A 12180-nucleotide genomic window follows, 5' to 3' on the forward strand; every position below is an offset into this window, starting at 1 on the left:
CTCACAAATAACTGGCCACGCGCTCGTGACCGGGAATCTCCACGACGACGTTGGTGGACTTGATCACGGCGACCGCCACCACCCCCACCTCCAGGCCCAACTCATCCGCGGCCTGGCGGCTCATCAGCGAAACCACCCGAAACGGCCCGGCGGCGATCTCCACCTGCGCCATCACCGCATCGCGGATCACCTCGGTCACGATCCCGCGAAAGCGGTTACGCGCCGAGGAGCGACTACCGCCGTCGCTCTCCTCGATCTGCGAGCGAGCGAAGGCGGCCAGGTCGGCGCCGTTGACCCGCCGGTGACCGTGCTCATCCCGCTCGGCGCCCAGCCGACCCGCGTCCACCCACCGGCGAACGGTGTCGGCGCTGACCCCGAGCAGCGCCGCGGCCTCGCTGATCCGAAACGTCGTCACAAGCCTCACGATACCTTCCGCACATTCAAGCCTGAATACCCGTCTTCTACCGCAGCAGCGGCATGACTGGCGGTCCTTCCATGGCATCCACGAGATCGGAGAGTGACCCCATGGGCCTCGGTTCCTCCCGCCTGGGTCTTGGTTCCTCCCGCCGCTGGGCCGTCGCGTCCGCGCTCGCCGCCGCCCTGCCGGCCACGCTCACGCCCGCCACCACAGCCATGGCCGCGGTCGCTGCCGGTCCATCCTCCGCCAAACAGAGCGCCGTCGGCACGGTCGTCCTCATGACGACCGTGATGCGGATGCTCACCAGCCCCGGTACGGACCCGCTCCGGCCCGGCCTGGTGCAATGGCTGCTATGACGATCGCCCGTTCTCTGCTGTTGTTCGGTCTGGCCGCGCTGTTCGAGATCGGCGGCGCCTGGTTGGTCTGGCATGGCGTGCGTGAGCAACGCGGCCTGATCTGGGTCGGCGCGGGCGTGATCGCGCTCGGACTGTACGGTTTCGTCGCCACCTTTCAACCCGACGCCCACTTCGGACGCATCCTGGCCGCCTATGGTGGCGTGTTCGTGGCCGGCTCGCTGATCTGGGGCATGATCGCAGACGGCTTCCGCCCCGACCGCTGGGACGTCATCGGCGCGCTGATCTGCTTGGCGGGCGTCCTGGTGATCATGTACGCGCCACGCGGCTGACCCGCACGGCACATAGGACCTCGCTTACGCTCGGACGCCCTCCTCAGGCGCAGGCTTCGCCTGCGCATTCTCCGCTGGCCCACAGGCAAGAGATATCGCTGCCAGTGATGCCCAGGGAAGCAAGGTGTGGCCTGAGGGCTCTCCCGGGCCTCGGTCCCAGGCGAGGTTCAACGATCCGGCTCTCATGGGTGGCGAAACGCCTTGATGATTGGTAGCCATCGGCGCAGGTGGTGAGCTGAGCGTAGTGCAAGGTTTCGTCCGCGGAGGTGGTGCACCGCGGCCGATACAGCAACACCGTCTTAGAGGAACACCCTCCACCGACTCGTACCACCATCTGGGCAAGGCGAGATTCCGCTGACCAGGCGTCCGCCCTTGCCTACGAACCGGATGGTCAGGTGTCGTACAAGCCGTCCCAGGGTTCGTAAAAGCCGATGCCGTTCGGGTAGAACTCGGCGTGTTCTTCGCCTTCGAAGGTCTCTATGACGAGGCCGTACAGGATGTCGTTGCACGTTTGCTGGAAAGGTCGGATGGCGATGTCGCCGAACCGGAGGCCGTGAAGGGCGCTGAGCCACTCTTGCAGTCGCTCTTGTGCGGTGTCGACGGCCGTTCGGTGGTCGTCGTCGGTGCCGGTTTGTTCGACGCGGGTGTCGAGGTGATGGCCGGCGGCGTCGAAGGTGTGCAGGACGGCGGACCAGCGTTTGTGTGCCGGCCAGTCGTCAGTGTGCGTGTAGCCCTGGGGGAAGGCGGCTATGACGGAGCCGAAGAACTGCCCGCCGTCCCAGCGGCCGATTGTGTCGGTGTGGTAGTCGGGCTCGTAGACGATGGGAATGACCTCGGGGACTGACATGTGCCGGAGAGTAGCCGTCGGGTACGACAAACATCCTGCGAGCGGGCGACGCTGACCTCTTCCGCTTCGCTTCCATCGCACACCAGCCGAACACGCTGAGATTGCTCAGCGGATGTGCGGCGTTCCACCCGTGCAGAGCCCACCGAAAGCCCATCGAGTCATCGCGCCTGGCCACTCAGGATCCTCAACCAAAGATCGTCGGCTGTTCTGGCGGGCACCCATGTGCTTTCCACGATGCCGGCCGGAGCCTGGTCAGAGATTCGCCGGACGAACCATAGCCCGCCTGCCGTACACAGCTCAAAGATCGGAAGCTGGCAGCTGCACGTGTACTGGCGCACCCGTATCCGATGCGCGCGTGGTCGGCTGGGCTCCCAGTTCGCCGGCTTGGCCTGAGCGTGCGGAGCTGCCACATGCAACCCGTGGCAATCGGCGAGGGGCATCGACGTGGCCACGGCTTAACTACCGGGTGTGCTGGTCGTGAAGTAGTGCCACGAACGTCGCCACGTCGTCAGCGCTCACCGTCTGCTGAAGACCCGCGTCGATCTCGGCGGTGCGGAGCTGGACGCCGCGTCTGGTCGCGTAGAACACGCCCGCGTCGCTGCGGAAGAACGACCAGCCGGGGAACGTGGCACGAAGCGCGTCAAGGTCATAGCCGAGTGTCGCCATGCCTCAACATTAAGCATGCGCCACATGGTTGTCTATAGGCGTCTACGGTGCCATCCGGTAAACGATGGTAGTTCACAGTTTTCTACAGTTGCATCGTGATCGAGTTCCGTGAGGATCAGCCAAGATGGCAGCAGGCTGCACAGGTGATCCGCGAACGCATCGCGGCAGGTGTCTACCGCCCCGGCTCACGCGTGCCAAGCGAAAACGATCTCATGCAGGAGTTCGGCATCGCCCGGATGACCGCCCACAAGACGATGAGAGCCCTCCGCGAAGAGGGCGCCATCTATACCGTCCGAGGCATGGGCAGCTTCGTCAGCCCGCCCGACGCCAGCAGCCCCTCCGAGGCGTAGGCCATAGCGCCAAGCCGACCGTCCAAGAACAGGCAGACTTAACTAAGCAACCTGGTGGGCTGGAGTGGTGCTCCACGCGGAAGCCCGACCCCATCGAGCTGTTCGATTCAAGCCGACAACATATTCGTCAGGTGCCTCATCGCCGCCAGGGCCTGCGACATCAGCGAGAACTTGCGCAGCTTGCCGCGCCCGAGTCGAATGGCCGTCCGGTCGCGTGCGTGAGGGCTGGCTGCGCACCGGCGAGGGCATGACGTTCACGGTCGGCGCCGTCACCGAGGTGGCCCAGCGCCTGGCCAAGGGCGAGGGCCGCCCCGGCGCGTTCACCCCGGCCAGGCTCTTCGGCCCCGAGGTGGCGCTGGCCGAGTTCGTGGTTACGGACTAAAGAGCTAGGCGAGAGCATTCCCGCCTTCTGATCTCGACATGCTAACTAGCATGTTGCTCGCATGCTCGTCCGCGCTGCTCAGGAGCTTACGGTGCTCGACGGTGAGCTCTCCAAGAGCTTCCGCCGAGCGGATCACATGGGCGTAGACCCAGAGGATGATCCAGGGATCCGAATCGCCGGGCTGGGCTCGCGACGACGTGTACCAGGACGCCTGTATGCCCAGGTGAAGCGGCATAGGTACCCCTAGCTATACCCCCATTGGGGCGTACATGGGAGCGACCGGGAGGGCCCCTGACTGGTGTGCTGATCACTGTCAGAGTCAAGCGCATCTCTCAGGAGAAAATGAAATGACAGTCGACAGTCGGCGGAGCAGCGAGCATTACGCGAGTCAGACCGGGCTACGGGGTTTCATCCGTCGTCGTCCGCTGCTCAGTTTCTTCGTACTGGCGAATCTGATGAGCTGGCTCGCCTGGACGCCCTACATTCTCTCGGCGACCGGCCTGGGGGTTTTAGATTTCACCTTCCCCTCGGTACTCGGGACCACGCAGTTCGCCGGTGTTCTCCCCGGCGCCTATCTCGGACCCATCTTCGCCGCGTTCATCGTGACCGCGGTCGCGGACGGCAAGGCGGGCCTTCGTCGGTGGGTCGGGCGGATGATGAAGTGGCGGGTCAGCTGGATCTGGTATGTCGGGGCCGCCGCCGGTGTTCCCGCAGCCATCATCATCAGCGGTTTCGCGGTGTCCAACGAAGACATCCACATGCCGCCCGTCGCCGTGCTGGTGGCCTATCTACCGAGTCTGCTGCTCCAGATGGTCACCACCGGGCTGGCGGAAGAGCCCGGCTGGCGTGACTTCGCCCTGCCCCGCCTGCAGCGCAAGTTCGGTCCGCTGGTCGGCACCCTCATCCTCGGCCCGCTGTGGGGCTTCTGGCATGTGCCGCTGTTCCTGAGCGAGTGGGGCGGGTGGCCGAACGTCACCTGGCTCACGGTCGCCGAGTTCATCGCCTTCGCCTGCCTGTTCAGCGTGATCGTCACTTGGGTGTTCAACCGGACCGGCCAGAGCCTGCCGTTGGTCATGGTGCTGCACGTCAGCGTCAATAACTTCATGTCGCTCGCCTACGCGGACATGTTCCCGTCGATCGCCAACGCGCAGCAGACGTCCCACGTCACCCTGCTGGCGAGCGGCACAGCAGCGATCATCATTCTCGTCGCGACCCGCGGCCGTCTCGGCTACCGCAAGACCGAGGAACCCGCACCGGAGGTCACTCATCAGAGCTGAACAACCGCAGAGCGAGAGCGCGGGCGTGGGGCCGGAAAGCGGTCCCACGCCCGCTTTGCGTCTTCGCCCCGGTTACGGAACGTCCCCCGCGTCGTCCACGATGCCGACGGCCACCTGAGCCACCGACAGGACCACCTCGTTCTTGGGCAGCTTGGCGTACGGGGACCGCGCATCCGCTCCGCCGATGTAGACGCGGCGCCCGCCGAGCAGGGCGTAGGTGTTCAGGTCGATGATGATTTCCTGGCGAATCCCCTCGCCGGCGTTGTCCGTGTAGATGGCCAAGCCTTCTCTGCCCAGCAGATCGCGTACCTTCTCCACGCCGACCCCGTCCAACTATGATCGCCGAGTCCTCCATCGGGGCCAGCACGTCGAAGGCCGCCGGATCCTCTGCCAGGTCGGCTCCACGCGTAGGGCCGCCTCTTCGTGGCTGAGCTGATGTCGCCATGCGGAGCGTCAAGCCCGCCGGGGTCGGATCCTCATCTGGAATGGGTGTCACAGCCGTACTTATCCGGATGCAAGAGAAAGGTTCCCATCCACATCCCGGACGTCAGCTGCGGAGGGTGAGTGGGGTGAGCTGGTGGATGTCATGGCGGACCCGCAGGGCGATGATCTCGGCCTGGTCCGGAGGGCCACCGGCTGACAGGAGTTCGCCGAGTTCCTTCAGGTAGTGCTCGTGGCCGGTGGGGGAGACGAGGAAGAGCATCCGGGCGGTGGTGGTGCCGGGGTTGGAAAAGGCGTGCGGGCAGCCGGCCGGGACGAACATGAAGCTGCCGGGCCCGCCACGCATGACCGTCGCTCCACTCGCGGACTCCCAGGTCCGCCAGTCGCCGACGGTTTCATCACGCGGGGAGAAGGCGAGCAGGTCGAGCTCCCCTTCGAGCACGTAGAAGACCTCCTCAGCCTCGTGGTGCAGGTGCGCGCCGACGTTGAAGCCGGGCGCGACCTCGCTCTCGAACGCCGAGAACACCTGCGACCGCTCGGCGCCGACCTTGAGGGTCATGCCCGCGGCTTCGAGCCGATGTCCGCCACCGGGCGGGAGAATCAGTCCATCGGTCATCACGGCCTCCAGCCAGTCGTGCGCAGGTAGGAGTCCAAGGTCATCAGGCCGGGGTGCTCGGCCCGCAGCTCCGCGAAGTCGGGAGCCCGCACGGCACCCTGATCGAACCACTCGAACGACTTGGCCACCTGCTCGTCGAAGGCCCGCAAGTGCTCGATCGGCAACTGCTGGAACCTGCCGGGCAGGCCGGTGACGCGGCCGAAGGCCTCGGCCATCTCGGCGGCCGACAGTTCGTCCCCAGCGATCTTGAGGGTGCGGCCGAGGAACCGGTCGGGGCGCTCGAACGCGATCGCGGCGAACGCGCCGATATCGCGGGTGGCGATCAGCGGCAGCCGGGTCTCGGGGCGCAGCGCGAGGCTGAGAACGACTTCGCCGTCGCCCAGCACTGGCCGGGTGAGGGTCGCGAAGTTGTCCATGAAGAAGAACGGGCGCAGAATCGTCGCCGGAACCGCTGCCTTGGCGATGTACTGCTCAATCATCAGCTTGTTGGCGTAGTAGGGGATCCCGGTGTCCCGGTCGGCCCCGCTGACAGAACTGTAGACCAGGTGGCCGACGCTGCTCTCCCGGGCGATGTCCACCACGGACCTGCCGCGCCGCGCTTCGGCCGCGATGCCCCCGGCGGTCACCTTCCGGCCTTCCAACATGGTCAGCACGAGGAAGACTCCATGGACCCCGCGCATCGCGGCCCGTAGCGACGTCGGATCGTCCAGGTCTCCGACGACGAGTTCGGCCCCCGCCTCGCGCAGCGCCTTGGCGGCTGACGTGTCGGTGTCGCGGACGAACGCATGGACGGCGCAACCCCGTTCGAGCAGTTCTCGTACGGCTCCGCCGCCCTGCTGGCCGGTGGCCCCGATGACTAATATCGGCCCATTTTGATCACTCATGCACTCTCTCCTCGGTTGCTATCGATGATGGCGGCGTTGGTCAGGAATGGGCAGTGCTGTCTGGTGACTCCGTACTGGCCCCGGCGAGCGCGGCGAGTTCGCCGCGCTTGCCGTACCAGGCGCTCCAGGCGGCGATCAGGCAGAGCGTGCCGACCAGCAGGGCGGTCGACAGCCCGGTCATCACGTCTACGGGGAGCAGGTAGATGAGCGGGATGCGGATCAGCGACTCGGCGACCAGGGCCATCACCCAGGTCAGGGTCATCACTAGATAGATGCGCCGGAAGGCCGGCTCCGCCTGGTACAGCACCCGCCAGCGGGCCGCCGTCTTCTCGTCCTCGGCGCCGAAGCGGATGGCCAGCGCGAACGCGGCGGGCCTGCCGACCAGGCAGGTGGCCGTCAGGACGGCGGCGATCGCGAACGTGCTGACGGACTTGATGGCCAGCATGAAGCGCTCGTCGCCGGTGAAGAAGGCCAGCACCAAGCCGATGCCGAAGACCAGGCCGGTGAAGGCGGCGAAGCCGTCCAGCTTGCGCTCGCGGAGGGCGACGTAGGCGGTGCGGGCGAGGCCGACCGCGGTGGCGGTCAGCAGCGCGGTGTACTCGCTCACGTGGAAAGCGCGCAGCAGGTAGTACGCGGCGATAGGCGGTGCCACATCAACCAGGATCGTCTTGACGAAGCCGCCTTTCATGACCAGGTCCTTTCCATAGCTGGGCTCCTTATCGCGAAGAATTTCGCTTCAAGATAAGCCCTTGGAAGGGCTAACGCAAGGAACTTCGCGTTAAAGTGGAAGCATGCAACAGGCACGAAGGCCAGGAGGTCGCAGCGCACGCGTCCGCCGGCAGGTCCACGAAGCGGTCCTCGACCTCCTGTCAGAACAGGACTGGCACAGCCTGTCGATCCCGCAGGTCGCCGAGCGTTCGGGCGTCCACCAGGCCACCGTCTACCGCCGCTGGGGGACGCTGGAGGCGCTGGTCGACGACGTGGTGACGGAACGGCTGTCGCAAGAGTCGCCGGTGCCCGACACAGGGTCGCTGCGCGGCGACCTGGAGGCCTACGCGGTCCAGCTGGCGGCGGACGTAGCCGGGCCGCTCGGCGCCCTGTACGTACGCGCCGCGCAGATCAGCACCCGAACCCACGAGCACGAGACCTACCTGGTCGACCGGGCCGTCCAGCTGCAGGACATGCTGGAGCGGGCGGCCAAGCGCGGGGAGGGCTCTCCCGACCTGCTGGAGTTCATGGAGGTGATCATCGCGCCGGTCTACTACCACGCGATGTTCTTCAACCGCCCCATCGGCCCCGACCATGCCCGCACCCTCGTGGACCGCCTGCTCCGCCTCAGAAAGTGACCTGCCGGACGTGGCCCTGCTCGATATCCGGATGCCGCTGCTGGACGGGCTGAGCGCGGCGGCCGAATTGCGCCGGGCGGCCCCGGACGTCGCTCTGTGCCGGTGATCCGGCGTCGGACCTCGCGGCCGCGTGGCTGCTCCTGCCCTCAGGAGCGGACACCCGATTCCTCGCCGCGTACGCCGACACGGACGAGGCGATGATCCGGCGCGCACGAGGGTGGGCGATCCTGCGCGCCCTGATGCTCATCAGTATCGGCCGGGCCGGAGACCGGGGCCTCCCCGGTGGCAAGAAGACCTGGGGACCCGCGGGTCGCTCGACGATCGAACGTGTTCTGGCGTCGATCTAGGAAGCCGGTGGACTGAGTCGGCACGCAGTCAGAGGGGCGGGGTGCCCAGGTCGGTGATGACTTGGGCGAAAGCGCGGATGAGGTCGGTCTCTGTCTCCGTACGCCACACGATGCCGTACGCGAGAGGTTCCATGTCGGTGATGGGCAGCCACACGATGTCGGGACGTGGCCAGTAGCGAGTCGAGTGAGCCGGCAGGAGATTGACGATCTCCCCGTTACTGACCAGCGAGAGCAGCTCGTCCATGTTCGCCACCAGGGGTCCGCGTTCGATCGTGCGGCCCCGGGGAGTGTGGAAAGGGATGAAGCTGTCCTCCCAGTAATCGGGAGTGCTCCGGGCACCGGAGTGCTGGTAGAACGCGATGTCCTCCACGGAAACCGATGCCCGTGGCGCCAGCTCGTGGTCGGCGGCCACGGCGAGTACGCGGCGGTCCTTGAACAGGATGGGGCCCACGCTGAGGTCGGGCTCTTCGACGGGCAGCCAGGTGACCAGGATGTCGATCTCGCCGGACCGTAGGCCGGCGAACGGGTCGACGAAGGAGGCGTGGCGGAGGCGGAGCTCGCAGTGCGGGTGGCGGGCCCGGAAAGCGTCCCAGAAGGGGCGAAGCTCGTGGGCGTTCACCGGCATCATTCCGATGCTCAGCCGTGCGGTCTTGCCACGGGCGGTGTCCTTGGCCCGTCGGACCGTGTCGGCCAGGGTGAGGTAGATCGGCCGGAGGTCCTCGCGCAGCTGACGGCCGAAGGGTGTGAGGCGGACCGTGCGGCTGGTCCGGTCGAAGAGCGTCGCGCCGAGAGCGCGTTCCTGCTTCTTGATCGCCTGACTGACGCGTGCGGGGGTGAGATGCAGCCGTTGGGCAGTGCGGCCAAAGTGCAGCTCGTCGGCCAGCGTCAAGAAGATCTCGATGTCGCGAAGCTCCATGATCCCTCTGGATCGTTAAGTCGAGGTTGATGCTCCGTTGTCGGATCTGGCGTTGTTCCAGATGGAGAGCGTATTCGATGCTGAGGCTTGTCCGAGTGGAGGTCCGGAGCCCACTCGGCCATGACGATCAACCCCGCCCCTCTGGTTCCAGGTGACCACGACTGGCTCCAGCTGACCGCATTTCTAGCGCCGCTAGCGTAACTGTCGCGGCTATGTTAGCGTCACTCTTGCAACTAGCAGCGCTAGAAATTGGAGTGGATCGTGCTTACCCCCATCGCTTACGGACTCGCTGTCGTGCTCGACCTGTTCATCCTCTTCATCGGCCTGCAGTTCCTGCGGGCGCCGCAGGCCGCCGCCGCCGGCTACGGCGTGCCTGCCAAGAAGGACGGGGACGCCGTCTACCTGACCGTCAAGGGCCAACGCGACTCCGTCTACGGCATCGTCGGCCTGGTCCTGCTCTTCTTCGTGGGGGTCCACGCCGAGGCCTGGTTCATGCTGGCCGTCGCCCTCCTTCCGTTCTCCGACACCTTCATCGTCCTGCGCAACGGCGGCACCAAGGCGGTGGCGTTCGGCATCCACTTCGCAACCGCCGTGGTCGTCCTCATCTGCGCCGTCCTGCTGTTCCTCGCCTGAGCCTGAAGCCGTCCTGCCGTTCCTCGCCTGAACCTGAAGTCGCCTGAGCCTGAAGGAGTCACCGAAATGTCGCTCATCCTGCCCAACTCCGGCAACAACGCGAACGAGTCCGTCATCGTCAGATCCGGGGACGCCGAAGTGATCGGCCAGGCCCCCACCACCATCCGGCTGCTGGCCGACAGCAGTTCAACCGGTGGCGCGCTGTCGACCCAGCGGGTCACGCTCGCGAACGGCGCGGACGGCGCCAAGCCGCACCGCCACGGCGCCTCCGCCGAGCTGTTCTACATGCTCGACGGCACCGCGCAGCTGTTGTCCGGCGAGCAGGTCGTCACCGCCGAGCGTGGGGACCTCGTGATCGTGCCGGCCGGTCTTCCCCATGCCTTCGCCGCGGCGCCGGGAGAGGACGCCGACATCCTCATCGTCATCACTCCGGGCGTCGAGCGGTTCGAGTATTTCCGCCACCTGGAGCGCATCGCGTACGGCAAGGTGCCGCCGGAGAGCCTCCTTGACGTGCAGGAGCTCTACGACACCTACTTCCTCACCAGCACGACCTGGAACGACGCCAGGTCCTGAAGCGCTGCCGACTGATCAACCCCTAGCAAATCACCGATAAAGGCGACAATCGTGAAAAAGCTCCTCCATGCGGCACACATCTACATGATCATTGGCGTGATCAGCGGACTGTACTATCGCGAGCTCACCAAGTTGACCGACTTCACGGGCGACACCCAGCTCGGCGTGGTGCACACACACTTGCTCGCGCTCGGCATGCTCTTCTTCCTCGTCGTGCTGGCGTTGGAGAAGCTGTTCACCTTGTCGGCCAGCAGGCTCTTCAACTGGTCCTTCTGGGTCTACAACGCGGGTCTGGCGTTAACGGTCCTGATGATGATCATTCACGGCACCCAGACCGTCCTGGGCGCTCAGACCAGTGCGATGATCTCCGGCCTCGCCGGACTGGGGCACATCGTGCTGACCGTGGGCTTGGTCCTATTCTTCATCAACCTCGGCAAGCGGATCGCTGCCGAAGACGAATCCTGATCATGGCGCCCTTAGCAGGTGCGGAGCATGTTGAGCAGGGCCACCTTCTCCTTTCGGGTCACGAGGAGCCGGTAGTGATGCTTCACGGTGATCCACGAGGTCGCGTACCGGCACCAATAGGCGCGCCGCGGCGGACGCCAGCTCTGCGGCCCTTGGCCGCCCTTGGCGATGTTGGCGGAGTGGCTGACCACCACCAGCTCGGGGCGGGTGAGGTCGTTGGCGAAGGCGCGGCGCCGCGCTTGGCTCCATTTGCTGGCACCGGAGCGCCAGGCGTACGCCAACGGCACGACATGGTCGACGTCGACCAGTCTCTCGCTTTTCAGCCGCTTGCCGTCGTACGGGCTGTACCAGACGCCCTTGACCGGATGACAGGCGGCGTTCCTGCGTACATGTCGCCCGTCACGGGCCAGGACCACCTCTCGTGCGTCGCACCTGCCCTTGTGGTGCGCCCACCGGGGCAGGAACCGCCGGTGGCTGTAACCACGGCTGGATAACGGCTTGGCGACCTTCAACCGGGCCAGCATGCGGCGGCCCGCCGTCCCGCCCTCGGCCTGCGACCGTTCGCGCACGTCGGCGGCCGCCGGTGGCGTGGCTGTGGCAGCGGTGATCGGGATGGCCAGAAGGGTGAGTACGGCGACTCCCACTGTCCGCCTTAAAAAGATCATGCTTCTACCCTTACCAGCTACTTCCGCTGACCGCGATTTTCACGACAGGGACGCTGCGGGTCCATGGTGCTGACGGACGGTGTGGGAGGAGTCGCCAGTGCGGCAGGGTCACCGCTCGTTACGTTGCCCGGCTTAGTAGATGCGGTACTTGCGGCCGCAGTTGTCGAACTTGCCCGCCCAGCAGGTGAACGTGTACACCTTCTTGATCCCACGCCCGCTCCAGCGGCCGACGACCTCGCCGTCCCACGACTGGTTGAACTTGTGCCAGCTGCCGTTCTTGTAGTACTCGAACCACACCCAGCCCTTCTTGCCGCCGACGTTGTCCACCCCGTGCCACGTCGTGAAGACCTTGCCACCGCTCTTCCACGTCCTGCCGAACGTGTACGCCTTGCGGTCACTGGAGAAGAACTTGCCCCAGTTCACGGTGAAGTTGGTCGCGCTGGCGGTGGTGGTCGTGGACTGGGTGGTCGCCTGGGCGGCCGGGCTGAGAGCGATACCGGTGAAGGCCATCGAGCCGGCCAGAGCCGCGATCGCAAAGGTCTTACGCATTGGGTTCCTCCCCCTTGTCGGTGCTGCCGGGTTCGTCCGGCAGGACAGACATTAGGGAGACGGCCAGCGATCAACTGTGCAGAAATCCGCACATCCAAGGTGATCAGCGCCACACGCGTA

At 65.9% G+C, this 12180-nt stretch carries 19 protein-coding genes and 1 pseudogene; 10 read left to right on the forward strand and 10 right to left on the reverse strand.

Features of this window, described 5'->3' with window-relative positions; all coding sequences use genetic code 11:
- Nucleotide 1: 1 nt before the first annotated feature.
- On the reverse strand, nucleotides 2–415 hold the full coding sequence (locus AB0L53_RS09695; RefSeq protein ID WP_358437498.1) for a helix-turn-helix transcriptional regulator: 414 nt from the start codon (nucleotides 413–415) through the stop codon (nucleotides 2–4).
- Nucleotides 416–525: 110 nt separating this feature from the next.
- On the opposite strand from AB0L53_RS09695, the gene AB0L53_RS09700 reads away from it, so the two are divergent.
- Both AB0L53_RS09700 and AB0L53_RS09705 read left to right on the forward strand, forming a co-directional pair.
- Nucleotides 526–774 (forward strand): hypothetical protein, encoded by a 249-nt coding sequence (locus tag AB0L53_RS09700; RefSeq protein WP_363992498.1) that lies wholly within the window; start codon nucleotides 526–528, stop codon nucleotides 772–774.
- Entirely contained in the window at nucleotides 771–1103 is a 333-nt protein-coding gene (locus AB0L53_RS09705) for a YnfA family protein (protein ID WP_363992499.1), read from the forward strand. Before AB0L53_RS09700 ends, AB0L53_RS09705 begins: the two co-directional genes overlap by 4 nt.
- Nucleotides 1104–1494: 391 nt before the next feature.
- Here AB0L53_RS09705 and AB0L53_RS09710 read toward each other — a convergent pair whose 3' ends face one another.
- Both AB0L53_RS09710 and AB0L53_RS09715 read right to left on the reverse strand, forming a co-directional pair.
- Nucleotides 1495–1950 carry a hypothetical protein gene (locus AB0L53_RS09710; protein WP_363992500.1) on the reverse strand — a complete coding sequence of 152 codons (456 nt, stop codon included), beginning with the start codon at nucleotides 1948–1950 and terminating at the stop codon, nucleotides 1495–1497.
- Between the two features lie 459 nt (nucleotides 1951–2409).
- A complete protein-coding gene (locus tag AB0L53_RS09715) occupies nucleotides 2410–2616 on the reverse strand; it encodes a hypothetical protein (protein WP_363992502.1) in 207 nt (68 codons plus the stop codon).
- A 95-nt stretch (nucleotides 2617–2711) separates the two neighbouring features.
- Here AB0L53_RS09715 and AB0L53_RS09720 point away from each other — a divergent pair, with 95 nt between their 5' ends.
- The 3 genes from AB0L53_RS09720 (at nucleotide 2712) to AB0L53_RS09730 (ending at nucleotide 4625) form a co-directional block, all read left to right on the forward strand.
- On the forward strand, nucleotides 2712–2966 hold the full coding sequence (locus AB0L53_RS09720) for a GntR family transcriptional regulator (protein WP_363992504.1): 255 nt from the start codon (nucleotides 2712–2714) through the stop codon (nucleotides 2964–2966).
- Between the two features lie 214 nt (nucleotides 2967–3180).
- On the forward strand, nucleotides 3181–3348 hold the full coding sequence (locus AB0L53_RS09725; protein WP_363992505.1) for a hypothetical protein: 168 nt from the start codon (nucleotides 3181–3183) through the stop codon (nucleotides 3346–3348).
- Between the two features lie 269 nt (nucleotides 3349–3617).
- Nucleotides 3618–4625 carry a type II CAAX endopeptidase family protein gene (locus AB0L53_RS09730; RefSeq protein ID WP_363992507.1) on the forward strand — a complete coding sequence of 336 codons (1008 nt, stop codon included), beginning with the start codon at nucleotides 3618–3620 and terminating at the stop codon, nucleotides 4623–4625.
- A 72-nt stretch (nucleotides 4626–4697) separates the two neighbouring features.
- Here AB0L53_RS09730 and AB0L53_RS09735 read toward each other — a convergent pair whose 3' ends face one another.
- The 4 genes from AB0L53_RS09735 to AB0L53_RS09750 form a co-directional block, all read right to left on the reverse strand.
- Complete coding sequence (locus tag AB0L53_RS09735) at nucleotides 4698–4943, reverse strand: hypothetical protein (protein ID WP_363992509.1); 246 nt, start codon at nucleotides 4941–4943, stop codon at nucleotides 4698–4700.
- A gap of 229 nt (nucleotides 4944–5172) precedes the next feature.
- On the reverse strand, nucleotides 5173–5682 hold the full coding sequence (locus AB0L53_RS09740) for a cupin domain-containing protein (protein ID WP_363992511.1): 510 nt from the start codon (nucleotides 5680–5682) through the stop codon (nucleotides 5173–5175).
- Nucleotides 5682–6566, reverse strand: a complete 885-nt coding sequence (locus AB0L53_RS09745) for an NmrA/HSCARG family protein (RefSeq protein ID WP_363992512.1) — start codon at nucleotides 6564–6566, stop codon at nucleotides 5682–5684. Before AB0L53_RS09745 ends, AB0L53_RS09740 begins: the two co-directional genes overlap by 1 nt.
- A gap of 40 nt (nucleotides 6567–6606) precedes the next feature.
- Nucleotides 6607–7254, reverse strand: a complete 648-nt coding sequence (locus tag AB0L53_RS09750) for a VC0807 family protein (protein WP_363992513.1) — start codon at nucleotides 7252–7254, stop codon at nucleotides 6607–6609.
- A gap of 103 nt (nucleotides 7255–7357) precedes the next feature.
- Here AB0L53_RS09750 and AB0L53_RS09755 point away from each other — a divergent pair, with 103 nt between their 5' ends.
- A complete protein-coding gene (locus AB0L53_RS09755) occupies nucleotides 7358–7912 on the forward strand; it encodes a TetR/AcrR family transcriptional regulator (RefSeq protein ID WP_363992515.1) in 555 nt (184 codons plus the stop codon).
- Nucleotides 7913–7916: 4 nt separating this feature from the next.
- Nucleotides 7917–8000: pseudogene (locus AB0L53_RS09760) on the forward strand (DNA-binding response regulator); the annotation flags it as partial.
- 287 nt (nucleotides 8001–8287) lie between these two features.
- Here AB0L53_RS09760 and AB0L53_RS09765 read toward each other — a convergent pair.
- Entirely contained in the window at nucleotides 8288–9175 is an 888-nt protein-coding gene (locus AB0L53_RS09765; protein WP_363992516.1) for a LysR family transcriptional regulator, read from the reverse strand.
- A 261-nt stretch (nucleotides 9176–9436) separates the two neighbouring features.
- Here AB0L53_RS09765 and AB0L53_RS09770 point away from each other — a divergent pair, with 261 nt between their 5' ends.
- From AB0L53_RS09770 to AB0L53_RS09780, 3 genes are all read left to right on the forward strand, one after another.
- Complete coding sequence (locus AB0L53_RS09770; protein ID WP_363992518.1) at nucleotides 9437–9808, forward strand: DUF4267 domain-containing protein; 372 nt, start codon at nucleotides 9437–9439, stop codon at nucleotides 9806–9808.
- Nucleotides 9809–9874: 66 nt separating this feature from the next.
- Entirely contained in the window at nucleotides 9875–10381 is a 507-nt protein-coding gene (locus AB0L53_RS09775) for a cupin domain-containing protein (protein WP_363992520.1), read from the forward strand.
- Nucleotides 10382–10432: 51 nt separating this feature from the next.
- On the forward strand, nucleotides 10433–10846 hold the full coding sequence (locus tag AB0L53_RS09780; protein WP_363992522.1) for a DUF2871 domain-containing protein: 414 nt from the start codon (nucleotides 10433–10435) through the stop codon (nucleotides 10844–10846).
- An 11-nt stretch (nucleotides 10847–10857) separates the two neighbouring features.
- On the opposite strand, the gene AB0L53_RS09785 is transcribed toward AB0L53_RS09780, so the two are convergent.
- Both AB0L53_RS09785 and AB0L53_RS09790 read right to left on the reverse strand, forming a co-directional pair.
- A complete protein-coding gene (locus AB0L53_RS09785; RefSeq protein WP_358550185.1) occupies nucleotides 10858–11511 on the reverse strand; it encodes an HNH endonuclease family protein in 654 nt (217 codons plus the stop codon).
- 132 nt (nucleotides 11512–11643) lie between these two features.
- Nucleotides 11644–12060, reverse strand: a complete 417-nt coding sequence (locus tag AB0L53_RS09790; protein WP_358550186.1) for a hypothetical protein — start codon at nucleotides 12058–12060, stop codon at nucleotides 11644–11646.
- Nucleotides 12061–12180: the final 120 nt, after the last annotated feature.

This window comes from Nonomuraea sp. NPDC052129, from assembly GCF_040680095.1.
Classification (GTDB): domain Bacteria; phylum Actinomycetota; class Actinomycetes; order Streptosporangiales; family Streptosporangiaceae; genus Nonomuraea.

Excerpts from the sequence above, each read along its gene's own strand:
- AB0L53_RS09700 (WP_363992498.1), top strand. The coding sequence starts at position 526 with ATGGGCCTCGGTTCCTCCCGCCTGGGTCTTGGTTCCTCCCGCCGCTGG.
- AB0L53_RS09705 (WP_363992499.1), top strand. The coding sequence starts at position 771 with ATGACGATCGCCCGTTCTCTGCTGTTGTTCGGTCTGGCCGCGCTGTTC.
- AB0L53_RS09710 (WP_363992500.1), bottom strand. The coding sequence starts at position 1,950 with ATGTCAGTCCCCGAGGTCATTCCCATCGTCTACGAGCCCGACTACCAC.
- AB0L53_RS09715 (WP_363992502.1), bottom strand. The coding sequence starts at position 2,616 with ATGGCGACACTCGGCTATGACCTTGACGCGCTTCGTGCCACGTTCCCC.
- AB0L53_RS09730 (WP_363992507.1), top strand. The coding sequence starts at position 3,618 with ATGGGAGCGACCGGGAGGGCCCCTGACTGGTGTGCTGATCACTGTCAG.
- AB0L53_RS09740 (WP_363992511.1), bottom strand. The coding sequence starts at position 5,682 with ATGACCGATGGACTGATTCTCCCGCCCGGTGGCGGACATCGGCTCGAA.
- AB0L53_RS09745 (WP_363992512.1), bottom strand. The coding sequence starts at position 6,566 with ATGAGTGATCAAAATGGGCCGATATTAGTCATCGGGGCCACCGGCCAG.
- AB0L53_RS09750 (WP_363992513.1), bottom strand. The coding sequence starts at position 7,254 with ATGAAAGGCGGCTTCGTCAAGACGATCCTGGTTGATGTGGCACCGCCT.
- AB0L53_RS09755 (WP_363992515.1), top strand. The coding sequence starts at position 7,358 with ATGCAACAGGCACGAAGGCCAGGAGGTCGCAGCGCACGCGTCCGCCGG.
- AB0L53_RS09765 (WP_363992516.1), bottom strand. The coding sequence starts at position 9,175 with ATGGAGCTTCGCGACATCGAGATCTTCTTGACGCTGGCCGACGAGCTG.
- AB0L53_RS09775 (WP_363992520.1), top strand. The coding sequence starts at position 9,875 with ATGTCGCTCATCCTGCCCAACTCCGGCAACAACGCGAACGAGTCCGTC.
- AB0L53_RS09785 (WP_358550185.1), bottom strand. The coding sequence starts at position 11,511 with ATGATCTTTTTAAGGCGGACAGTGGGAGTCGCCGTACTCACCCTTCTG.
- AB0L53_RS09790 (WP_358550186.1), bottom strand. The coding sequence starts at position 12,060 with ATGCGTAAGACCTTTGCGATCGCGGCTCTGGCCGGCTCGATGGCCTTC.